Source organism: Cellulosimicrobium funkei, assembly GCF_004519295.1.
GTDB lineage: Bacteria > Actinomycetota > Actinomycetes > Actinomycetales > Cellulomonadaceae > Cellulosimicrobium > Cellulosimicrobium funkei.
In genome coordinates, this window is the sequence record NZ_SOZH01000002.1 from 116,874 (window position 1) to 139,942 (window position 23,069).

Here is a 23,069-nt window from a genome sequence, read left to right on the forward strand (position 1 = left end):
GGCCGTGACCGAGATCGACTTCTCACCGGAGCGTCCGAATGCGGCAGTTTCGGGCATGACCGGTCGCCGAGAGCGGAAATTCACCGCGGAGGAAGCATCTGCGGCGGCTCACGAAGTCGTTCACCATGACCCGACGCAACATCGCAAAGTCGACTACCTACCTGCCGACGCTCACGCGGCAGCAGCGGGCGTTGAAGGACTCGCCGACGAGCTTCATGGCTTGGCCGCAACATTCCGGTACGCCCTTCAAGGAGCAGGAGACAACGCCGCCCACCTCAGCGACGATCGCTTGCAGGGCATCGCAGAACTGATCCAGAACGCCGAAGACCTTGGAGCGACGACGGCATCGATCACAGTCGACGTGGAGCGAAGTCGCCTGCTCTTCCAACACGACGGCGCCGGACTGACCCTTCACGACGTGTGGGGCCTCACCGTCCCGTGGCTGAGCCTGAAGGCGACGGACGCCGAAAAGCACGGCCGGTTTGGTGTCGGACTTAAGACCCTCCAGGCATTGTCGCCCGTACTAGAGGTTCACCAAGGGCAGTTCCACGTTCGATTTGAGGCGAATGACCTCGCAGTCGCGGCTGATAGAAGACTGTGGCCGACGGCCTCACCAGGTGTGACCACCTTCATTGTGCCGTTCGAGGCGGGAGTGGTGAACCATCGGGATGTGACCGACTGGCTGGAGTCGTGGGGCGACGCCGGACTTGTCTTCCTCAAGAGTATCCACACGGTCGAGTTAAAACACAAGGGCACAACGGAGATCCGCCTCCACGTCGACCGCGGGCCCAAGATCCCTCTCGAGTCATCCCCTGGAACCGTTCGCCAATCCGTCGTGTCAGCGGACGGACGCAAGTGGTCAACGTACTCCCAGAGTGTACTGGTGCCGGCAGATGCACACCGAGCCCGTAAGGCGCAGACCCGAACCACGCCGATTGCGCTGGCGTTCCCGCAGTTCCCCGGAGATCGGGGTCACCTGCACGTTGGGCTTCCAGTCCGGCCCATCGGGCTCCCGTTCCGACTGCTCGCTCAGTTCGACCCCCTCGCTAACCGTCGGGATATCGCAGACACGACCTTCAACCGTTGGTTGTTTGAACCGCTCAGTAAACTCTGGTGCGAAGCCGTTCTCAATCTGTTCGCCGACGACCCCCAACTTGCATGGCAACAGATCCCGCTTCGCGATGAGTTCGACGCCGACAAGCGCACTAACGGGAAGATGCGCACAATCCTGAACGAGCACCTCCTAGATCGAGCACGGCGGAACCTTACAGAGCGCCTGAAGCTGTCCGACGGCGTGCCGCGACCGCTTTCTGACCTGGCCTACGAGGCGCCCGAGCTAACAGGCGTCCTGACCGCCGATGACATCATGCTAGCGGCCGGAACTGTCGGGACACTTCACGCCGACCTCCGCGATGCCGACCAACGGTGGCGTGTCGTCATCTCGGAACTTGGCGATCTGGGCGCGAAGGTACCTGTCGAATTGGGCGTGGCGGAGGCGCTTTCACTCCTCGAGGACACATCACGCCCAGCGAGGTTCGTTGCCGACCTCACCGGAATCGGGGTTTCCGCGAAAGCAACTGAACGTCTATGGGACGTACCTTGCCTCGTTCTCGCCAATCAGGAGCATGTCCAGCCAAATTCGGTGCGAGGGCTCCGCGTCATCCTTGCCGACGGCGCCGACGACCTCTGGGGAACGTTGGGTCTCGGTACCCGGCTCGCCGACGAGTACCTCGCGAGCAGCGGGTGGCCAACGATCCGGACGTGGCTAATCGCCGAGAAGCTTATGCGCACAGACGTGTTTGCCCAAGACGCGCTCGAGGTCCTCGCGGACGCCGGGAACGGGCGGCAGCCGCTGCGACTTAGCGACGAGCAACTAGTCGCTGTCCGCGATGCGTTCGAAGGCCTTCCCCCGGAAACTAGGACGGGCTTCGGTCGTGGCATCGGGCGATCGATCGAACTCGAGGCGTTTACGCACGACGCCGAGGGAAAACGTATAAGGAGACACGCTCGACCTGCTGATGCTTACATTGTCGAGCGTGACGTGAGCGCCTGGTTCGTGGCTGCAGGCGCGACACCGGAGCTTGTTTGGCTGAGCCGGCGTTATTTTGACCTCCTGACGGCTGGCCGCTCTCGCGAAGGCGTCGGGGCTCAGCAGCTCTTTGGGATTCTAGGGGCGGAACGCGCGCCTCGGCTTACTCCGCACCCCCACGGCGACACCAAGTACGCTGGCCAGCCGCCGGGCGTATCCCGCCACCTCACCAGTTCGCCCAAACGCCGCGAAGCGCAGCTGGCGAGCCACTCTGCCGACTACACGGTAGCCGACAAGTTCTCCCGCGATCTCGACGCGGTCCTTCACCACATTGCGTCCGTCGCGGGCAAGGACGCCGAAGGCATCAGGCTCCGTCGATCGGTCGCGTTACTCAATACCCTCAATCGTGCGTGGGAACGACTTGAGCCGAAGCGTGTGATGGCTGCCAGCGCGTATTACACGTGGAATTACCGGGGAACCGTCGATGCGTGGTGGTTGGCGAGTGCGGCGTCGATACCGTGGCTGACCGCCGCCGACGGTTCGCTAGCCGCCCCCGACGACCTCCGAGTACGCACGCCCGGCACTATTGCAATCTTCGGTGACAATCCAAGCCAGTTCGTGACGGACGAGCTCGTTGCGAGCGGACACGCAACGGTACTTGCCGCATTGGGCGTCAGGGGCGACCCGAGGCCCGGAGAGCTTCTAGACGGTCTCCGCGAGATTCGCGAGGATGCTGACGTCGACAGCCGGATGGCAGGTGACCTGGCTGCCCCCATGTACAAGGCACTCGCAGCTCAGATTCCCCCCGATGGGTCCTGGGCCAGGGGTATTGGGGACGTGAGCGCTGGTGCTTTGCGCCGCGCCTTTGCTGAAGGCAAGGGTCTGATTGCCACGACCCTGGGTTGGCGCCGCCCTTCGGTCGTGTTATCAGGTCCTGCCATCTTCGAAGACCTCGCGCCTTTCGTCCCGGCAGTCACCGGGACCGAACGACTTTGGGAGATCCTCGGGATCAAGGCACCGTCCGGTGACGATGCCGTCGACATCCTGCGCAGCCTCTCGAAAACGCAAAGCCTTTCAAAGCAGCACCGACTCGCCATGCTGGAGGCTCTGCGGGTGCTCGCCCGTGAGTCAAGCAACCGTTCCCTTCAACGCAGCTCAGTCTGGGTAGGGGATAGGTGGACTTCGAAGCGGCCGGTCTACGTCGTTGACAACCCACTCCTAGCCGAAAGCCTCTCTGCCTTTATCCCGGTCTGGGCGCCCGGAGGCGCTCTCACCCAGTTTGAGTCACTGATCGATAGGTACAGGCTTACTCGTATCGACGCTTTCCGTGCGCACGTCGTCAGACCCGGGACGGCCACCTACGAGCCTCGACTAACGGCCGTCTTCGCGACAGCCGCTGCGATCCTTCGCGAGGATCTGGTCAAGAGCGACCCGGTGAGCGAGCAGAGCCTCACCGTGCCTTGGGGTGACCTCCAGAGCTTCCGCGTCTGCACCCTACCCGGTCTTACAGTCGAGATCCGCGCCGGCGAGGCCGGCCCTATGCTCCGCTTCAACCCCGACGCTTGGCTCGACTCGGCATCCTCGACGCTCTATCTCTCGCATGACGACAACGCTGGCAAGCCCGGCGCCGGTGCGTACGCAGTTGCTTCGGCGTTCACGGGTGACGTGCGGCGAATCTCGCACGACTGGGTTGTTGCGTGGGCGCGCGCCGAGGAAGGGGTCCGTGCCGAAGAGGTAAGTTCCGCTGCGAGTAGGGAGGCGCAGTCGAAGCGCCTCCGAGACGAAAAGGACGCCCAGCAGCTCGAAGAACTCGCGCATCGACCAAAAGCAAGACCAGATAAGGCAAGGCTTGCAGGCGCCGAGGAGGTGGCGGCCGGGCCGTCAACTAGCACGAGGGTATCGAGGGCAGTTCCTCGAACGCTCGTGGACCTCGGTTCTTTCACGCTTGTTGACGAGCGGGGCGAGCTGCTTTCTTCGAGCGCGTCGCTTGGCCCTTCCGGAGCTGACGCCAAAGGTGGGAGGAGGAGCCGGGGACTTGCTGAGCCAGATCGATCCCGCCCAAAGAAGAAGCGACCGGGCGTCGGGGCGAAAAACTACACGGCCGAGGAACTTGAATCGAAAGGGCTGGAGCTCGCCAAATGGGTCCTTGGCCTCGATGACGGCCGTGTCGTTGACATCCGCAATCAGCACAACGTCGGAGCGGATGCGATCGACGACCTTCAGAACTTCTATGAGTTGAAGGCGTATGCGGGCCCGATCCCAGACGTCGTCCAACTCCAGGACTCACAGGTCGCGCGCGCGTTATCGACGGACAATTTTTTCCTCGTTGTGGTCGGGAACCTCGAGGAGGGCAGTGGCGTGCCGGAAGCCCGAGTCATCGTGAGCCCGCTCCGCGAGCTCCGCGCTCAACCCTCCGGAGCGGTGAAGCTCGGGGGCGTTCTGGCAGCAAAGGGAATCAGGTACACCTTCGAGCAACGATGAGCGATGCGGCCGCAACGACCGGTCGCAATGGTCTCCTTGCGGCCCGGTGTGTGCTCTGCGCCGGGTCGCTACACGCCAAGGTGGCGGTGCGATGGACCTTTCAGTTCTGACGGGAGGAATGAGGGTCGTGCGCTGCTGCGCTATGCAGTTCTGAAGCGCTCGAAGCGCCAGGCGAGTAGCTCTCGGTCGGGGCGCTCCGAATAGCGACGCGGCACGCTGAGCTGTCGCCCGTGCATCTCCTGCAGCCCATGTTTGAGCATGGGACCGTCGATCTCTCGGAGGAGTTTGAGCGCGATCCGGACCTCACCGTCAGGCGTGACGCCCAGCATGTTCTGGTCGTACGCGGCGTGATGGATCTTGCAGAGGGCGAGTCCGTTGTTCACGGTCGGCAGTCCATGTTCTTCGCTGTCCGGGACGATGTGCGCGGCGTCGAGCAGCGCCCCGTGCTTGAGCTCGCAGATTGCGCACCGGGTCTCGTAGGCGACGAGGACGCGGGTGCGGAACGCCGGCTGGTGCAGACGCTGCTTGGCGAGCCGGAGCGCGTACTCGCGCTGCGGGGTCGTGAGGTGGGCCGGGTCCGGGATGAACCGGAAGGCCTCGTCGAGGGCGATGAGGAACTGGTTGTTCTCCGGCTCGTCGTCCACGACGTACACCGGGGCGACCGGGGTGTAGATGTTCGGGACTTCCTTGCGGAACAGGATGAGCGGCATCCCGCTCGTCATCGCCTCGCGCAGCTTGCGGTTGTCGCCGCTCCACGGGTCACCGGCGCGGTACGCGTAGTGGAGGAGACCGTCGTCGGACTCGGTGTCGTCGTACGGTCCGCTCGCCGAGCTGACGATCGACAGCGTCGAGGAGAAGCTCTGCGGGTTGCGGATCCCGCGCGAGTAGTCGATGACCGGGAGCTTGCGGCCGTCGATGTGGAAGTCGAGCAGCTCGTCCCGGTGGAGGAACCCGCCGTTCGCCTCGGCCCGGTCGTGCACCCACTGGATGATGCGTGTGCGCAGCGCGGCTTCGACGGCAGAGTCCATGCCGGCAGCTCACCAGGCGGCCCGCAAACGGGCAAGTGTCCGTCGGGTGAAGTTCGCCGAGAGTGCCCGTTTCGTCTGACGGGCTCGACAGTTCCCGCCAGCGGCTACGCGCTGTTCCCAGCCGACTGCGACACCAGCACCGCGAGCTGTACGCGGTTCGTGACGCCAAGCTTCGCGCTCGCCGCGGAGAGGTGGGTCTTGACCGTCGCTTCGCTCACGTGCAGCCGCTGCGCGATCTCGGGGTTGGACAGGCCCTGCGCGACGAGCCGCGCGACGTCGAGCTCGCGCTCGGTGAGGGTTGCGACCTGCTGGGCGGCCTCCCTGCGCCCCGCCGCGCCGGGCCCGGCGGTGACCTGTGCCATGACGACGCGCGCGGCGCGGGGCGACAGCGCGCCGTCGCCGGCTGCGACGGCGCGGACGGCGGAGACGATCTCGTCGGGTGACGCGTCCTTGGCGAGGAACCCGGACGCCCCGGCGTGGACGGCGTCGAGGATGCTGGACTCGGTGTCGAACGACGTCATGGCGATGACGCCGGGCGGGTCGGGGAGCGCCCGCACGGCGCGTGTCGCCGTCACGCCGTCGACGCGGGGCATGCGCAGGTCCAGGAGCACGACGTCGGGGTGGTGCGCCTGCACGGCCGTCACGACCTCGTCGCCGTCGGCGGCCTCGGCGACGACCTCGATGTCGTCGGGTCGCAGGATGGTCCGCAGCAGCCGTCGCACCATCGGGTCGTCGTCGACCACGAGCACCTTGATCACGACCCGACCCTAGCGGCGCGCGCCCACGGCGCGTCCGCCGCGACCGCCGTCCTCGGCGCCGGGCGCAACGGCCGTGCCACCCGTCGCGACCACCGCCCGTCGCCACCGCAGCCCGCCGCTGATGCGCGGCGCGACCGCCGTCAGGCCGATGCGCCGTCCTGGTGGCGCACCCACGTCTCGCGGACCTCGGTGAGGTGGTCGAGCATCGCGGCGCGGGCGCCATCGGCGCGGTGCGCGTCGAGGTTGTCGACGATCGCGCGGTGCGCGCGCGTGACGACGTCGATGCGGCGCGGGTCGTAGGAGAACGTCGCGACGCGCGTCTCCATGAGCCCTTCGCCGAGCACGTCGTAGAGCATGACGAAGAAGTCGTTGCCGGTCGCGACGGCGAGCCCGCGGTGGAAGGCGTAGTCGTTCTTGGACGCGGCGACGATGTCGTCGGCGTGCCCGGGGAGCTGGTCGACGAGGTCGGCGAGGCCGGTGAGCGCGGCGTCGTCGATGCGCTCGGCGGCGATGCCGGCGACGGCAACCTCGAGCGTCGCGCGGACCTCGTGGAGCTGGAGGTAGGGCACGTTGGGGCCGTGGTGGAGGAACATCTGGAGCATCTGGCCGACGTCGTCGATGCTGGTGCGCCCGACGCTCAGGCCGGAGCCGGGCGTGGCGGTGACGATGCCCTTGGCGGTGAGGGCGCGGACGGCCTCGCGCACGACGGTGCGGGAGACGCCGTAGGACTCGCAGAGCTCGCGCTCGGAGGGCAGCCGGTCGCCGGGCTGGAGCTCGCGCGCGAGGATGTCGTCGCGGATCGCGTCGGCGACCTGGTCGGACAGTCGGCGCTGTCGCACGATGCCGCTCGTCGGCAGCGTCGCATCGGGCTCGGGCACCGTTCCTCCTCGGGGTGACGACCGCGCCATTCTGCCTCACGGGGGCCGCGACCTGCCCGGACGCGGTCCCTGCTCACGGGCGTGAGACGGGGTTGGCTCAACTGGTATGACAGGATACAGTCACTCAACCTGCTGAGCCGAGCGTCCGACGTCGGGCACCCGTGCCGGCAGGTCTCCCCTCACCCGCACGCAGAGCAACGCGGCTTCCCAGTCGCGGGGAAAGAGCTGTTCCACGATGCGCGCCATCAGATTCGAGACGTCCGGGACCGCCCACGTGGTCGACATCCCGCGCCCGGTCCCCGGCCCCGGCGAGGTCCTGCTCGCCGTCACCTCCACGGGGGTGTGCGGCTCCGACCTGGCCGCCCTCCGCGGCACCCACCCGTTCCGCGTCCCGCCGCTGATCTCCGGCCACGAGGCCGGTGGCCGCGTCGCCGAGGTCGGCCCGGACGTCGCCGACGTGGTCGTCGGCGACCGCGTCGTCGTCGACCCGCAGCGCCCGTGCGGCACGTGCGACCTGTGCACGACGGGCGGCTACCACCTGTGCGCGAGGAAGCAGATGCTCGGCGTCGCCGAGTGGGACGGCTCGTTCGCCGAGCACGTCGTCGTGCCCGCGTACACGCTGGTCCCCGCGCCCGACGGCGTGGCGGACGAGCACCTCGCTCTCGCCGAGCCGGTCGCGGTCGCGGCCCACGCCGTCGCGCAGCTGGGGGAGCGGCGCCGCGAGCGCGCGCTCGTGCTGGGCGGCGGCACGATCGGCGCGCTCGTCGCGCGTGTGCTCGCCGACGGCGGCAGCACCGTGGTCGACGTCGTCGAGCCGCGCGAGCACGTCCACGAGGTGCTGCGCGCGGTCGGTGCGACGGGCGTCCACCGGCCCGACGCCGCGCTCGAGCCCGGCTCGTACGACGCCGTCTTCGTCGCCGCGGGCGTGCCCGCGCTCGTCGAGCGCGCGTTCGAGGCCGTCGCGCCCGGTGGCGCGATCGTCCAGGTCGCGGTGTTCAACCAGCCCGTGCCGGTCCCGGTGGGGCAGCTCCAGGTGCGCGAGATCGCCCTGCTCGGCACGGCCATGTACACGAAGGACGACTTCCGCACCGCGCTTGACGTCCTCGCGCGCCACCCCGGGCTCGCCGACGTGCTCGTGTCCCGCACGACCTCCCTCGAGGAGGGCGCCGCGATCACGACGACCATGGCCGCCGAGGGGCCGGGCGACATCGTCAAGCTGGTGATGGTCCCGTGAGCGCGGCCCGCGCCGTTCGCGGCGTCCTGTCCGGCGCCGAGCGCGCCCTGTTCGTGGTCTCGGGCGTCGCGATCACGCTCGTGAGCGCCGTCCTCGTGCTCCAGGTCTTCATGCGGTACGTGCTCAACAGCCCGACCGTGTGGTCCGAGGAGTTCGCGACGCTCGCGTTCGTCTGGTGCGTCATGACGGCGATCCCCGTCGCGGTGCGCCGCAGCGAGCACATCGCGGTGACGCTGCTCCTCGACCGCCTGCGCGGGAAGGTTCGCCGCGCGTTCGTCGCGCTCGGCTACACGCTCTCCGCGGGCCTGTTCGGCCTCGTCGCCGTCTACGCGGCGATGATGCTCCCGACGGGCGCGCGCCAGCTCATGACCGGCCTGACCATCGCGACGGGCACGGACATCACGCTGCTCGCCATGTACGTCGTCGTGCCGATCGGCATGGGCTTCTCCTGCGTCTACGCGGTCGAGAAGCTCGTCGAGGCGCTGCGCGGCGACTTCGACACCCCCGACGACGCCGTGGAGGCGAACATCGCCGAGGCGGAGCAGCTCGTCGCGCCCACCTCCCAGGACAAGGACGTCTGACCCATGCCCCTCATCCTCGGAGGGCTCCTCCTCCTCATCCTCGTCATCGGCGCCCCGGTGGGCGTCGCCGTCGGCCTCGCGTCGTTCGCGAGCCTCGCCGCCGAGGGCGTGCCGCCCGAGGTCGGCGCCCAGCGGTTCGTCGCCGGGATGCGCTCCTTCCCGCTCCTCGCGATCCCGCTCTTCGTGCTCGCCGGCTCGCTCATGAACGGGGGCGGCGTGACCCAGCGCCTCATCGACTTCGCCTACGCGATCGTCGGCCGGATCCGCGGCGGGCTCTCGGCCGTCAACGTGCTCACGAACATCACGTTCGGCGGCATGTCCGGCTCGGCGGTCGCGGACGCGTCGTCGGTCGGCCGCCTCCTCATCCCCCAGATGCTGCGCCGCGGCTACGCGCCCGGCGACGCGGCGTCGGTCACCGCGACGGCGTCGATCGTCGCGCTCGTGCTCCCGCCGAGCATCACGATGATCATCTACGGCGTCGCCGCCGAGGTCTCGATCAGCGCGCTGTTCTTCCACGGCCTCTACATCGGCCTCGGGTTCGGCCTCGTCTACCTGGTCACGGGCTGGCTCGTCGCCCGCAAGAAGGGCTACCCGGCCGAGCGCGGCGTGGGCGCGCGCGAGCTCGTGCGCACCGCCGCCAAGGCGCTCCCGGCCCTGCTCATCCCGGTCGTCGTGCTGGGCGGCATCCGGCTCGGCGTCTTCACCGCGACAGAGGGTGGCGCGGTCGCGGTCCTCATCGCCGTGATCCTCGGGGTCGTCGTCTACCGCGAGCTGTCCTGGCAGCGGGTCGTCAAGGCGATGCGCGAGACGACGATGCTCGTCGCCGCGATCATGCTCATCATCGCCATGGCACAGGCCTACTCGTGGGCGCTCGTGACCGGCGGCACGCCGCAGATCGTCGCCGACGCCGTGCTCGGGCTCACGGACAACGTGCTGCTCATCCTCTTCGTCGCCAACGTGATCCTGCTGCTCATCGGCACGGTCGTCGAGGGCAACGCAGCGATCATCATCTTCACGCCGATCCTCCTGCCGATCGTCACGGCCGCGGGCGTCGACCCGGTCCACTTCGGGCTCATCGTCGTCATCAACCTCGCGATCGGGCTCATCACGCCGCCCGTCGGGATCAACCTGCTCATCACGAGCCGGATCGCCGGGATCTCGGCGGAACGGGCGCTGCGCGACATGCTCCCGTGGCTCGGCGTCTCGGTCGCCCTGCTGTTCCTCGTCACGTACGTCCCCGTCCTCACCGGCATGTACTAGCCGGCGCGACGGTCCACACCCGCCACCGGCACCAGCACCCCGGCGGGCGAGGGCGTCCCGCGCCCTCGCCCGCCCCGCACACGAAGGAGCTTCCCGTGGGGAAGAGAACCACCGCGCCGCACCGTCGCGTCGCCGCCCTGGTCGTCGCGAGCGCGCTCGCCCTCGGCGGCTGCACGGCCACGACGACCGACCCCGAGCCCGACCTGCTGCTCCGCCTCGGCCACTCGTACGGCGCCGGGAGCCTGCAGGACCGCGCCGCCAACCGGCTGTCCGAGCAGGTCGCCGACGCCTCCGACGGCCGCGTGACGATCGAGGTCTACCCCGCCTCCCAGCTCGGGAGCTGGGAGGACATGCAGGAGGGTCTGGAGTTCGGGGCCGTGGACATCGTCGTCGAGTCCGTCGGCTCGCTCGAGCGCTACACCGACCTCGCCGCGATCGAGGGCGTGCCGTTCCTCTACGAGGACGAGGACCAGTTCCTCGAGGTCTGGGACGGCCCGCTCGGCGACGAGATCATCGAGGCCATCCGGGAGGACTCCGGGTTCCTGCTGCTCGGCCAGATGTACCGCGGCGGCCGCGTGCTCAACACGCAGCGTCCCGTCACCGAGCTCGCCGACGCGCGCGGCCTCAAGCTGCGCGTCCCGACCCAGCAGACCTACCTCGACACCTGGCACGCGCTCGGCGCGAGCCCCATGCCGCTCGCGCTCAGCGAGGTGTTCCCCGCGATCGAGCAGGGCGCGGTCGAGGGCCAGGAGAACCCGATCGACGTCGTGCGCTTCAACTCGTTCTACGAGGTCGCGCCGCACGTCACGCTCACCGAGCACGTGTTCGGCAACTTCCACTTCCAGGTCTGGGCCGACGCCTACGAGGGCTGGCCCGACGACCTCCGCGCGATCGTCGACGCCGAGATCGACGACGTCTCCTCCTGGTACCGCGAGACGTCGATCGCCGAGCGGCAGGAGAACGTCGACTTCCTGGTCGAGCGCGGCGTCGAGCTGCACGAGATCGACCGCGCCGAGTGGGCCGAGGCCTCGTCCGAGGTGCTCGACCACGTCGACCCCCGGGTCGTGGAGTGGGCCGAGCGCATCCGCTCGGGCGACGCGTGACGCCGTACCGGGGCCCCGAGCCGCCCCGGCGCGTCGACCGTGCCGCCCGCGACGACCGACGACCCGACCGACGACCCGACCGACCAGAGGAGACACCGATGCGCGGCGCGATCGCCGACGACTTCACCGGGGCCACCGACCTCGCCGGCAACTGGAGGGCCCGCGGTCTGCGGACCGCCGTCGTGCTGGGCGTCCCGGGCCCGGACCACCTCGCGGACCTCGCCGACCACGACGCCGTCGTGGTCGCGCTGAAGATCCGCTCCGTGCCCGCCCCCGAGGCCGTGGAGCAGGCGCGCGCGGCCTACCGCGCGCTCGCCGCGCTCGGCGTCACGCAGGTCTACGACAAGTACTGCTCGACGTTCGACTCCACGCCCGAGGGCAACATCGGGCCCGTCGCGGACGCGCTGCTGGAGGAGACCGGCGCGCGCAGCGCCGTCGTCGTCCCGGGCTTCCCCGACGCGGGCCGCACCGTCTTCCGCGGCCACCTGTTCGTGGGGGACGACCCGCTCGACCGCAGCCCCATGAAGGACCACCCGCTCAACCCCATGTGGGACTCGCGCGTCGCGAACCTGCTCGCGGCGCAGACCGCGCACCCGGTCGCCGAGGTGCCGGTCGGCGTCGTGCGGGCCGGCGAGCAGGCGCTGCGGGGCGCGATCGTCGCGGCCGAGGCGGGCGGCGCGCGGTACGTCGTCGTCGACAGCATCGACAACGACGACCTCGCGGTCGTCGCCCGCGCGACGTCCGACGCCCCGCTCGTCACGGGCGGCTCCGGGCTGGCCCTCGGCCTCGACCCGACGGGCGCGACGCTCGGCGACATCACCGCCGTCCCGGGCCGACGCGCGGTGCTCGCGGGCAGCGCGTCGCGCGCCACCCAGGCGCAGGTCCGGGCGGCCCTGCCGCACCTGCCGCACCAGAAGGTCGACGTCGCGGCGGCACTCGCGGACCCGGACGCGGAGGTCGAGCGCCTCCTCGCCTGGGCGCGCGAGCGCTGGGCCGAGCAGCCCGACCGACCGGTGCTCGTGTACTCCGTGGGCGAGCCGGACGACGTCGCGCGCGGCCGTGCGGTGACCGCCGACGCGTCGGCCGTGGTCGAGCGGCTGTTCTCCGCGCTCGCGCCACGCCTCGCGGAGGCGGGCGCGACGCAGCTCGTCGTGGCGGGCGGCGAGACGTCGGGCAGCGTCGTCCAGGGGCTCGGGGTGCACGTGCTCGAGGTCGGGCAGCTCCTGAGCCCGGGCGTGTCCTGGCTGCGCGGTCGCCGCCGCGGGGCCGACGACGTCAACCTCGTCCTCAAGTCGGGCAACTTCGGCACCGAGGACCTGTTCGTCACCGCGTGGGAGGAGCTCGCATGAGCGACCTGGTCGAGGAGCTGCTCGCCGCCGGGCGCGGTCTCGCCGCGAGCGGGATGTCGCCCGGGACGTCGGGCAACGTGTCCGTGCGCGTCGGCGACGAGGTGCGCATGAGCGCGAGCGGCACGTCCCTCGCGACCCTCACCGCCGAGCAGATGGCCCGCACGACGCTCGACGGCACCCCCGTCACCGAGGGCGACGGCCCGACGCCGCGGCCCACCAAGGAGTGGCCGCTGCACCTCGCGATGTACGCGCGCGACCCGGAGTACCGCTGCGTCGTGCACCTCCACTCGCCGAGCGCCGTCGCGGCGTCGTGCCTCGCTCCGTGGCGCGAGCACACGGCGTTCGCGCCGGTCACGCCGTACGTCGTCATGCGCGTGGGCAACGTGCCGCTCGTGCGGTACGCCGCGCCGGGCGACCCGGCGCAGGCCGAGCGCGTGCGGGGGAGCGCGCTGCGCTTCCACGGGGCCCTGCTCCAGAACCACGGGTCGATCGCCGCTGGGCGTACGGTCGCGGAGGCCGTCGACCGGGCGATCGAGATCGAGGAGGCGGCGCGCGTCCGGCTGCTGCTGGGGGACCGGCTCGACACGCGGCACCTCACCGACGACGAGGTGCGCGAGCTCGTCGAGGCGTACGGGCAGCCCTGGGGCTGACGTCCGGGCGAGGATGGTCCGGTGCCGACCGACCCGCCGTACGCGCGCCCGACCGCCGACGACCTCGCCGCCGCGCGCGGCCGTGAGATCGAGGACTGGCTGCGGCCTGACCTCGACGTGCTGTTCTGCGGGATCAATCCCGGGCTGTACTCGGCGGCGGTCGGGCTGCCCTTCGCGAACCCGGGGACGCGGTTCTGGAAGGCGATGCACGAGGCGGGCTTCACCGACCGGGTGCTCGGGCCGTGGGAGCGCGACGCGTTCCTCGACGCGGGCCTGGGGATGACGAACGTCGTGCGACGGGCGACCGCGCGGGCGGACGAGCTGACGCCGGACGAGATCGTCGCGGGCGGACGCCGCCTCGTCGAGACGGCGGAGACGTACCGGCCGCGGTGGGTCGCGGTGCTCGGCCTGGGCGCGTACCGCACGGCCTTCGCGGACCGTCGCGCCGCGACCGGCGCGCTGGAGCGGCGCGTCGGCCCCGCGCGGGCGTGGCTGCTCCCGAACCCGAGCGGCCTCAACGCGCACCACACGGTCGCGACGCTCGGCGCGGCGTACGCGGAGCTGCGCGTCGCTGCGGGGCTGCCGGACCGCCGTCGGGCGTGAGCGCCGCGCGGGGCGAGCCGAGCTGTCGCCGTCCGCGCGTGCCTCGGCCGCGACATCTCGCTTGTTGACTCTTGCGAGAAGTTGTTGACTTGTGTGAATCGGCCCGGGAGACTCGAGGTCCCGAGGTCGACGCCGTCCCGGGTTCTTGCCCCCTCACCGTCGAGGAGACACCCCATGAAGCTTTCCCTGTCCCGGGCGCGCACGCGTGCCACCGCTGTCACGGGTGCGCTGGTCGCGCTCGGGCTGGTGGTCTCGGGCGCCGCCGCCGCGACTGCCGCCCCGTCAGCGGCGACCGCCGCACCCACGGCAGCCTCCGCCGCCGTCGCCCCGACGATCTCCCCGGTCGTCGACGCCAACTTCCCCGACCCGGACATCCTGCTCGTCGACGGCGTCTACCACGCCTACGCGACGAACGACCAGGGCCGGAACGTGCAGCACCGCACCTCGACGGACCTGGTCACGTGGAGCGCCCCGAACGACGTCGCGCCCGACCTCGGCGCCTGGGTCAGCGAGGCGTGCACCTTCTCGCCGGGCGGCGCCACCGACCGCTGCGTCTGGGCGCCCGAGGTCGCCGCGGTCGAGGGTGGGTACGCCCTCTACTACACGGCGCGTGACGCGACGTCGCCGCGCCAGTGCATCGGCCTCTCGCTCTCCGACTCGCCCGAGGGGCCGTTCGAGCCCGTCGGCGACGACCCGTTCGTCTGCCCCAACGGCGAGGACGGCACCGAGGACCTCGGGGGCGCGATCGACGCCGGGACGTTCGTCGACGGCGACCAGCTCTACCTGCTTTGGAAGGCCGACGGGAACTGCTGCACCGGCAAGACGGCGATCATCTTCGCCCAGCCGCTGTCGCCCGACGGCACCACCCTCACCGGGCCGGCCACCGAGCTGATCCGCGTCGACACGGCGTACGAGGGCCGCGTCGTCGAGGCGCCGACGGTCGTCGAGCGCGACGGCACCTACTACCTCTTCTACTCCGCGAACGACTTCTACGGCGGTGCCTACCGCACGTCGTACGCGACGGCGCCGAGCCTGGCCGGCCCGTGGACCAAGGCGACGACGGAGCTCATGACGAGCGACCGCTTCCAGGGCGACGTGCGCGGCCCGGGCGGCCAGGACGTCGTCACCGCGCCGGACGGCTCGGACGCGATCGTCTTCCACGGCTGGAACACGGCGTTCACGTACCGCGCCATGTACGTCGCGGACCTCGAGTGGTCGGCCGACGGCGTCCCGTCCGTCCCGCAGGCGTCCGACCGCTACCAGGCCGAGGACGGCGTCGTGACGAACGCGCGCGTCGTGGCCGACGGCGGGGCGTCGGGCGGGGCGAAGGTCGGCGGCCTGGACTTCGCGGACTCCTCCGTGACGGTCGAGGTGCACGCCGACGCGGCGGGGCCGGCGCTGCTCGGCATCCGGTTCGCGAACGGCTCGCAGGACGGCTCGACGCGCGTCCCCTCCACCGGGACGCTCGCCGTGAACGGCGAGGTGACGGAGACCGTCGTCTTCCCGCACACCACGTGGGGCAACTGGCAGACGTCGGAGCACCTCGTCGACCTCGTCGCCGGCACCAACACGATCACGCTGACGCGCGCGACGTTCTTCACCGAGCTCGACGCGTTCGACGTCTACCCCGCGACGCGCGACCCGCGCCCGTCGGCGCCGCCCGTCATCCCGTCCGACGCGACGCGGTACGAGTTCGAGGACGGCGTCATCACGCGCGGCTCCGTCGGGAGCGCGGCCGGGGCGTCGGGCGGGCAGAAGGTCGGCGGGCTCGACTTCCTCGACAGCTCGGTCGCCCTCCAGGTGCACGCCGACGAGGCCGGGTCGTACACGCTCGGCGTGCGGTTCGCGAACGGCTCGGAGCGCGGCGGGTACACGCTGCCGTCGTCGAGCACCGTCACGGTCAACGGCGCCGACGCGGGCGTCGTCACCTTCCCGCACACCACGTGGGGCAACTGGCAGTCCGTCACGCACCAGGTCGAGCTCCAGCAGGGGTGGAACACCGTCGCCCTGACCAAGCTCACCTGGTACACCGAGCTCGACGCGCTCGACGTCTTCCCGGCCGAGGCGCCGCCCGTCGACCCGCAGGTCACCGTCACGGCACAGCCCCGCTGCCTCGGCGGCACCCCGTACCTCGCCGTCCGCGCGACGAACGACGGCGACGAGACCGTCGCCCTCGCCGTCACCACTTCGCACGGCGAGCGGGCGTTCGCCCAGGTGGACCCGGGCAAGAGCGCGTACCAGTCGTTCAAGGTGCGCGGCGGGGCGCTCGCGGCGGGCGAGGCGCTCGTCGCGGTCACCGACGTCGCGGGCACGACGACGGAGGTGACGGCCGCGTACGAGGCGCTCACCTGCGCGTAGTCGCCTCCTGACCCGCAGACCGCGGTGCCGCCCGGCCGATGGGCGGCACCGCGGTCGTGCGTCCGGGTCGGGAGTCGCGCTCGTCCGCCCGGGCCTGCTTCCTGGAGGATCGGGTCGTGCCGCGGTCAGGCCCGGGGCCGGTCCCACGGCAGGTGGGCCCGGATGACGAACCGGCCGTCCTCGATCCCCGCCGAGAACGTCCCGGCGAGCGCCTCGCAGCGCTCGCGCATCCCGACGATCCCGGTGCCGCTGCCCGGGACGCCCAGGGCGTCCGCGGTGAGCGCGTTGCGGACCGTGAGGTCGACGCCGTCGCCGGGCCGGGCGCGCACGTCGATGTCCGCGCGGGCGCCCGGGGCGTGCTTCATCACGTTCGTCAGCGCCTCCTGAACCACCCGGTACACCGCGCGCGTGAGCGCCGGCGGCGCGGAGTCCGCGTCCGTGACGAACACCGTCGCGGCGAGGTCGACGCCCGACGAGCGCGCCTCGTCGAGCAGCGCGGCGAGGTCGCCGAGCGCTGGGGCGGAGCCCGTGTACTGCTCCGCGCCGTCGCGCAACGACGTGATGAGCGCCCGCATCTCCTCGAGCGCGCGGTGGGCGGACGAGCGCATGGTCCGGGCGGCGTCGGCCACCTCCGGGTCCTCGGTCGTCACCTCGAGCGCCGACGCCTGCAACGACATGACCGACAGGTTGTGCGCGACGGTGTCGTGCATCTCGCGCGCGATGAGCTCGCGCTCGTCCTGCCGCGACAGCTCGGTGCGCAGGTGGTCGGTCTGGCTGCGCAGGTCCTCCGCGTGCGTGCGCAACGTCTCGGCGCGACGGGTCTCCACGGCGGCGGTCTGCTGGGCGACGTGCGCCTGCCCGGCGTAGCGCCGCACCAGCCCCGCGCCGAGCGACGCCGCCATCGCCAGGACGCCGATGACCACGTAGCCGACCGCCCCGAGGTACGACCTGCTGCCGTCCTCGAGCGACGTCGCAGCGAAGATCACGGCGTCGCCGTCGCGGGCAGCGTCCCGCCACAGCGACGTCGTGACGGCGAGGACGGTCGCGGCCACGCACCCGGCGACGACCCGACGCCGGTGCTCGCGAGCGAGCACGAACGGCAGCGCGAGCAGAGGCGCGAGAGCACCGACGGGCGTCAGGATTCCGGCCGCCGCCGTGGCGAGGCAGACGACGACCGGGTAGCGCGCACGCCAGACCACCGCTGCGCACACCCCGGAGAGCACGAACAGGCAGAGGAAGTAGAAGGCGAGCTGTGCCCCGGTGATGGCGTCGCCGTGCCGCATCGAGGAGAACGTGGCGCTGATCATCCCGACGCCGAAGGTCGCGGCGACCGCGCCCACGGTCCCGGCGACCGACCAGAACCGCCGGGCCCGCCCGGGGGCGGGGGCCGCCGTCGGGCGCGCGCCGCCGACGGGGTGCGGCGGCACGTGGCCGATGGGAGTGCCAGCGGCGGCCGGGGCGGTCGGCGCAGTCGGCCGGGTGGGCCCGGGATACCCGGGTGGCGGGGCACCCGGGTGGCCGGGCGCCGGGTAGCCCGGTGGAGGCGCGGCGCCCGGCGGCACCGCGGGGCCGCCCGGCTGCTGCGGCGGGGGGTACATGCGGCGAGCATACGCACGGGCGCCGACGCCCGGCCTCCGCCGACCGGCTCGCGCGACCGGCCCGGATCTCCTCCGGTCGGCCGGCCCGGACGAGCCGGTCGGGCGATCCGGCAGAGGGCGCCGCGCGGCGACGATCGACCTCGAACGCAGCGACCACGACGCACCGAGGAGACCACGATGTCCGCTCCGCACGAGGGCCAGCGCCCCGACCAGCCGGGCGCGTACCCGGCCCAGCCCGGCCCGACGCCGACCCCGGGCCAGCCCTACTCGTCGCCCCTGGGGCCGGGCGCCCCCGGAGCAGCCGGCCCGACGCCGCACGCCCCCCGCCCCGGTCAGGCGGGCTGGGCCGGTCAGCCGGGTCAACCGGGCATGCCGGGGCAGCCGGGATTCGCGGGGCAGCCGGGTCAGCCGGGTGCGGCCGCGTTCGCGGGGCAGGCGCCGGGCGTCCCGCCGCGCAAGAGCTGGTTCGCGCGGCACAAGATCCTCACGGGCCTCGGGGTGGTCGTGATCCTCGCCGTGATCGGGGCCGCGCTCGGCGGCGGGGGAGAGGACGAGCCCGAGGCACCGGCACCGGTCGCGGGGTCGAGCGCTCCGCAGGACCCCGCCGAGCCCGCCCCCGAGGCGCCGGACGAGGAGCCCGCTCCGGAACCCGCGGCGGCCGTGGTCGGCACGCCGGTGCGCGACGGCAAGTTCGAGTTCACCGTGACGTCCGTGGAGACGGGGGTCCCCACCGTCGGGGACGAGTTCCTCAACGCGCAGGCGCAGGGCCAGTTCGTGCTCGTGCACGTGACGGTGACGAACATCGGCGACCAGGCGCAGATGTTCGACGGCAGCAGCCAGAAGCTTGTCGACACCGCCGGGCGCGAGCACTCCGCCGACACCAGCGCGGCGATCTACCTCGGCGACGCGAACTCGTTCCTCACCGACATCAACCCGGGCAACAGCGTCGAGGGCACCGTGGTGTTCGACGTCCCCGCCGACGCCGTCCCCGCGAGCGTGACGCTCCACGACTCCTTCTTCTCCGGTGGGGTCGAGGTGTCGCTCGGCTGATCGCCGGGGCGCGCCTTCCCGGGCCGTCGCGACGTGCCGGAGCCACCGACGGACACGGTCCCGCGCTCGCTGCACCGCCGCGCACCCCGCACCCGGACGCCGGGGGCAGGAGTGCGCGGCGGTGCGCATCAACCGCCCGGCAGGTCGTCGGTGACCAGGCGTGACCTGGCCTCGTAGACCTGGAGCGGGTCGGCTGCGCTCGTCGTCGTCGCGGTGCCCGTGACGTCGGTCCAGCTCGGCGTGCCAGTGATCCGGAACTGCCCGGACCACGTCGTGGTCAGCGTGATCGTCACCCGGTCCGCCGGTTGGTCGTAGGTGTGCGCGACGGTGTGGTGCGGGTACGCGGCGCCCGGCTCGGTCGTCGTCACCGGACCGCTCCCGTCGCCATAGTCCCAGGTGAACGACCGGGGGGTCGCTCGGATCTGGACCGGGATACCGAGCAGCGTCGTGTCGAGCACCTGCTCCTCGGGCTCGGTGTACGCGATCGTCGGCACGTTGACCACGGTCCAGCCGTCCGGCGGCTGCACGACGACGGGCGAGGGCGCGAGCGTCAGGGTGGCGAGCGCTCGCGCTGCCTCGTCCGCGAGGTCAGCAGGCGTCACGCACGACTGGTCGGCCACGGGTGCGCCCGCTGTCGACCACTCGCCAGGCGTGCCGTCCGCGCCGATCTCACGGGTCTGGCGGTACAGCGCGCCCAGGTAGTAGGAGTTCGCGTCGCACTCGAGCCCTTCGGTGACGAGTCGTTCCCACTCGGCGCAGCGCCCCGAGAGGTCGGACGTTGGGTCGTCGAGGCCGTTGAACACCGCGCAGGTTGTCTGCGAAGACCGGTAATACCGCTCCGTCGCAACGTCTCCTTCCCTGCCAGCAGTCTCGTATGTCCCGCCACCGCGGGTCGCGGACTCTGCCTCCGCGATGAACTTGTTGCCTGTCGAAGCGCCCCGCACGCTCGCGTAGTCCGGTGTGGGCACGCTGGGGGCCAGAGTGACACCCGCGGAGGGCAGTAGCGCGAGCGCGACATGTCCCGCGACAAGCGCCTTGCGAGGGGGTAGACCCGTCATGACGGAATCTCTCCGATCGTGACGACGATCCACTCGCCGTCAAGGGTCCCCATCTCGACACGCCGGGTGTCCGACTCCATGGGCGTAGAGAAGACCTCCGCCCCGTCCTTGTCCACGATCGATATGGGCTCTTGCTCGAACGTGAGGTCGAGTGGTTGGAGCCCGGTTGCCTCGTCTCGCACGTAGCGTCCAGGTTCGTCAACTGTTGCCGCGACTGTGCCCCCGCTGAATACGTCGTCCCGGAGGGAGATCGTGCGAGCTTGCTCGAGGAAATCTGAGCAGGTGTCGCATTGCGAATGCGACATCGCTTCCCAATCGGCCGTGTCACCGGTCGCCATGACGTACGGGTAGAGCTCGAGGAAGTACTCCGCCGCCGCAGCAGCACCCTCGGCGTCGTCGCGATCCATGGCCGCGGGCCGTTCGGGCTTCGGCGGCCCGGTCGTGGTCGGCTCGGGTTCGGGCGTCCCCGTGACGGACGGCTCGGCCGACGTCTCGACCGGCGGCGAGGGTGCGGGTTCACCCCCGCCCGTGCACCCGGCGACCAGGCACCCGGCCGTCACGACGACGCCGAGGGCGAGCGCTCGCCGTCGGGCGCTGCTCCTCGACCGGAGCGCTCGGGCGCTCCCCACCGTTCCTGCCGGTCGTCCTCCGACCGGCGCATGACGCGTACGACTCACCAGACCCCCTGCCCGCGAACCGGGCGGCGCGGCCCGGACCGGGCGGCACCGCGCGAACGCCACGAACCTAGCGAAACGCCGCGCGTCGCGGAACCGTCCGTCCCGCCCTGTGGACGACGCGTCACGAGGTGTCCACCGCGTGACCGCTCCACAGGCGTGGGTGGCGCGGCGGGCACGGCTCGGTGAACGTTGCCCGACGGGCGTCCCCGCACCTGCACATTCACGCACAAAACCGGCGGCTTCCCTTCCTATGCTCCGAGTGGCCGCCCACCCGCAGGACGGGTGCCGCGCCGGCCGTGACCTGCACCCTCGGACGAGCGGACCTGTGCTGTGACCACCGTTCTCACCCCGGAGTCTCCGGGCTCCTCGGGCGCGCCGGGAGGCGCGACCCCGGGCGCGACCTCCCCGGCCGCCGGCCCGGGCACCACCCGCCCCGGCGAGGCGGGACCGCCTGCCGGCCCGACGTCGTCGGGCACCGACCGCGAGGCCCAGACGCTGCACCGCAGCCGCCTGGGCGCGCGCCGCCGTCGGCGGAACCTGCTGTGGGCGCTCCTGCTCGCGGGCCCGAACGTCCTGCTGCTGCTGGTGTTCGTCTACCGGCCGCTGCTGCAGAGCTTCTACCTCTCGACGCTCCAGTGGAACCTCGGGTCGCCGGTCGCGCGGCCGGTCGGGCTGGGCAACTACGTCGAGTGGTTCACCGCCCCGGCGACGGGCCGCATCGTCACGACGACGCTCGCGTTCACGCTCGCTACGGTCGGCGGCGCGATGGTCCTCGGCCTGGGGCTGGCGCTGCTGCTCAACCGCAGGCTGCGCGGCCGCGGCGTTGCCCGGACCGTCGCGTTCGCGCCGTACGTGCTGTCGGGCTTCGCGGTCGGGATCCTGTGGCTGTTCATGTTCGACCCGCGGTACGGGCTGGTCCAGGAGCTGCTCGGCTGGGTCGGTGTCGCGTCGCCGCAGTGGTACACGCAGCGCCCGTGGCCGCTGGTGATGATCGTCGTCGTCTACCTGTGGAAGAACCTCGGGTACGTCGCCCTCATCTACCTGGCGGGACTCCAGTCGGTGCCGCAGGACCTCAAGGACGCGGCCGCGCTCGACGGCGCGTCGTCGGCGCGGACGCTGCGCTCGATCACCCTGCCGCTCCTCACCCCGACGACGTTCTTCCTCGTCGTGACGATGCTCCTCGCGTCGCTCCAGTCCTTCGACATCATCAAGGCGATGACGCAGGGCGGCCCGCTCGGCTCGACGACGACGCTCATGTACTCGATCTACGAGGAGAGCTTCGTCAACGGGCGCGCCGGGTACGCGTCGGCGGTCGCCACGGTCCTGTTCCTCGTGCTGCTCGCGGTGACCGCGGTGCAGATGCGGTTCGTCCAGCGGAAGGTCCACTACGCATGAGCGCCGTCGCGCCCGCCCGTCCCGAGACGGCGCCCGCCACGCCCGCCGCCCTCGCGTCCCGCCCGCCGCGCGCTCCCCGTGCCCGACGCCGGGCCCTCCAGCCGGGCGGGTACCTCGCCCTGGTGCTCGCGACCGTCGTGCTCGGTGCGCCCCTGGTGTGGATGGTGCTCGCGAGCATGAAGACGCCCGCCGAGCTGTACACCGTCCCGCTGCAGTGGCTCCCGGGCAGCGTGAACCTCGACAACTACGCGCAGGCCGCGGACTCGATCCCGCTCGGGCGCCTGCTGCTCAACAGCGTCGGGATCACGATCGTGGGCGCGGGTCTCAAGGTCGCGCTGGGTCTCACATGCGCGTACGCGCTCGTGTTCCTCGACTTCCCGTTCAAGAAGGTCGTGTTCGGGCTCGTCATCGCGACGCTCATGATCCCGCCGCAGATCACGATCATCCCCAACTACACGCTCGTCGCGAGCCTCGGGTGGCTCAACACCTACCAGGGCATCCTCGTGCCGGGCCTGGCGAGCGCGTTCGGGACGTTCCTGTTCCGCCAGCACTTCCTCACGCTGCCGCGCTCGATCCTCGAGGCCGCCGAGCTCGACGGCGCGGGGCACTGGCGCAAGCTGTGGCGGTTCGTCGTGCCGATGAGCACGCCGACGCTCGCGGCCGTCGCGCTCGTGTCCGTCGTGACGGAGTGGAACGACTACCTGTGGCCGTTCCTCGTCATCGACCGGCCCGACAAGATGACCCTCCCCGTCGGCCTCACGCTGCTGCAGAACACCGACGGCATGACGAACTGGGGCGTCCTGCTCGCCGCGACCGTGGTCGTGACGCTGCCGATCCTCGTCGTCTTCCTCGTCCTGCAGCGCCGCATCGTCGCGGGCCTCACCGCAGGTGCCGTCACCGGCTGACCGGCGCGCACCCGCCCGACACCAGACTCCCCGGCCCGCCCGCAGCGGTCCGGGTTCCCCGAAGCGCACCGAGA

The 23,069-nt window shown here is 71.3% G+C and carries 18 protein-coding genes; 12 read left to right on the forward strand and 6 right to left on the reverse strand.

Going from position 1 to position 23,069, the window contains the following annotated elements:
• Positions 1-4 precede the first annotated feature (4 nt).
• A complete protein-coding gene (locus E1O70_RS02225; protein WP_128957712.1) occupies positions 5-4,510 on the forward strand; it encodes a sacsin N-terminal ATP-binding-like domain-containing protein in 4,506 nt (1,501 codons plus the stop codon).
• 140 nt (positions 4,511-4,650) lie between these two features.
• Here the strand turns inward: E1O70_RS02225 and E1O70_RS02230 are convergent, their stop codons facing one another.
• The 3 genes from E1O70_RS02230 to E1O70_RS02240 form a co-directional block, all read right to left on the reverse strand.
• Positions 4,651-5,538 carry an HNH endonuclease gene (locus E1O70_RS02230; RefSeq protein WP_061268802.1) on the reverse strand — a complete coding sequence of 296 codons (888 nt, stop codon included), beginning with the start codon at positions 5,536-5,538 and terminating at the stop codon, positions 4,651-4,653.
• A 104-nt stretch (positions 5,539-5,642) separates the two neighbouring features.
• Positions 5,643-6,296: a response regulator gene (locus E1O70_RS02235; RefSeq protein WP_205688596.1), complete on the reverse strand. Its 654-nt coding sequence runs from the start codon at positions 6,294-6,296 to the stop codon at positions 5,643-5,645.
• A gap of 140 nt (positions 6,297-6,436) precedes the next feature.
• Positions 6,437-7,174, reverse strand: a complete 738-nt coding sequence (locus E1O70_RS02240) for a FadR/GntR family transcriptional regulator (RefSeq protein WP_061268801.1) — start codon at positions 7,172-7,174, stop codon at positions 6,437-6,439.
• 235 nt (positions 7,175-7,409) lie between these two features.
• On the opposite strand from E1O70_RS02240, the gene E1O70_RS02245 reads away from it, so the two are divergent.
• The 8 genes from E1O70_RS02245 to E1O70_RS02280 all read left to right on the forward strand — a co-directional run bounded on the left by E1O70_RS02245 (position 7,410) and on the right by E1O70_RS02280 (position 16,312).
• Complete coding sequence (locus E1O70_RS02245) at positions 7,410-8,408, forward strand: zinc-dependent alcohol dehydrogenase (RefSeq protein ID WP_082774714.1); 999 nt, start codon at positions 7,410-7,412, stop codon at positions 8,406-8,408.
• On the forward strand, positions 8,405-8,989 hold the full coding sequence (locus E1O70_RS02250; RefSeq protein ID WP_061268799.1) for a TRAP transporter small permease: 585 nt from the start codon (positions 8,405-8,407) through the stop codon (positions 8,987-8,989). Before E1O70_RS02245 ends, E1O70_RS02250 begins: the two co-directional genes overlap by 4 nt.
• Before the next feature lie 3 nt (positions 8,990-8,992).
• On the forward strand, positions 8,993-10,249 hold the full coding sequence (locus tag E1O70_RS02255) for a TRAP transporter large permease (protein WP_061268798.1): 1,257 nt from the start codon (positions 8,993-8,995) through the stop codon (positions 10,247-10,249).
• Positions 10,250-10,344: 95 nt separating this feature from the next.
• Positions 10,345-11,352, forward strand: a complete 1,008-nt coding sequence (locus E1O70_RS02260; protein ID WP_061267868.1) for a TRAP transporter substrate-binding protein — start codon at positions 10,345-10,347, stop codon at positions 11,350-11,352.
• A 98-nt stretch (positions 11,353-11,450) separates the two neighbouring features.
• Positions 11,451-12,701, forward strand: a complete 1,251-nt coding sequence (otnK, locus tag E1O70_RS02265) for a 3-oxo-tetronate kinase (RefSeq protein WP_061267867.1) — start codon at positions 11,451-11,453, stop codon at positions 12,699-12,701.
• Positions 12,698-13,351, forward strand: coding sequence for a class II aldolase/adducin family protein (locus E1O70_RS02270; protein ID WP_061267866.1), 654 nt, complete (start codon positions 12,698-12,700; stop codon positions 13,349-13,351). The genes otnK and E1O70_RS02270 overlap by 4 nt, the downstream gene beginning before the upstream one ends.
• Before the next feature lie 21 nt (positions 13,352-13,372).
• Entirely contained in the window at positions 13,373-13,954 is a 582-nt protein-coding gene (mug, locus tag E1O70_RS02275) for a G/U mismatch-specific DNA glycosylase (protein WP_061267865.1), read from the forward strand.
• A 174-nt stretch (positions 13,955-14,128) separates the two neighbouring features.
• Positions 14,129-16,312, forward strand: a complete 2,184-nt coding sequence (locus tag E1O70_RS02280; protein WP_061267864.1) for a family 43 glycosylhydrolase — start codon at positions 14,129-14,131, stop codon at positions 16,310-16,312.
• Positions 16,313-16,437: 125 nt separating this feature from the next.
• On the opposite strand, the gene E1O70_RS02285 is transcribed toward E1O70_RS02280, so the two are convergent.
• Complete coding sequence (locus E1O70_RS02285) at positions 16,438-17,739, reverse strand: sensor histidine kinase (protein ID WP_061267863.1); 1,302 nt, start codon at positions 17,737-17,739, stop codon at positions 16,438-16,440.
• A gap of 348 nt (positions 17,740-18,087) precedes the next feature.
• Here E1O70_RS02285 and E1O70_RS02290 point away from each other — a divergent pair, with 348 nt between their 5' ends.
• Positions 18,088-18,960: a DUF4352 domain-containing protein gene (locus E1O70_RS02290; RefSeq protein WP_082774485.1), complete on the forward strand. Its 873-nt coding sequence runs from the start codon at positions 18,088-18,090 to the stop codon at positions 18,958-18,960.
• 128 nt (positions 18,961-19,088) lie between these two features.
• On the opposite strand, the gene E1O70_RS02295 is transcribed toward E1O70_RS02290, so the two are convergent.
• Both E1O70_RS02295 and E1O70_RS20640 read right to left on the reverse strand, forming a co-directional pair.
• The gene (locus tag E1O70_RS02295; RefSeq protein ID WP_061267862.1) at positions 19,089-19,763 is read right to left on the reverse strand and encodes a hypothetical protein; all 675 of its coding nucleotides are present in this window, start codon (positions 19,761-19,763) and stop codon (positions 19,089-19,091) included.
• Positions 19,764-20,014: 251 nt separating this feature from the next.
• Positions 20,015-21,196, reverse strand: a complete 1,182-nt coding sequence (locus E1O70_RS20640) for a DUF6318 family protein (protein WP_318280490.1) — start codon at positions 21,194-21,196, stop codon at positions 20,015-20,017.
• Here E1O70_RS20640 and E1O70_RS02305 point away from each other — a divergent pair.
• Together E1O70_RS02305 and E1O70_RS02310 are read left to right on the forward strand one after the other, a co-directional pair.
• The gene (locus E1O70_RS02305) at positions 21,191-22,090 is read left to right on the forward strand and encodes a carbohydrate ABC transporter permease (protein WP_061267874.1); all 900 of its coding nucleotides are present in this window, start codon (positions 21,191-21,193) and stop codon (positions 22,088-22,090) included. The genes E1O70_RS20640 and E1O70_RS02305 overlap by 6 nt on opposite strands.
• Complete coding sequence (locus E1O70_RS02310) at positions 22,087-22,995, forward strand: carbohydrate ABC transporter permease (protein ID WP_061267860.1); 909 nt, start codon at positions 22,087-22,089, stop codon at positions 22,993-22,995. Before E1O70_RS02305 ends, E1O70_RS02310 begins: the two co-directional genes overlap by 4 nt.
• Positions 22,996-23,069: the final 74 nt, after the last annotated feature.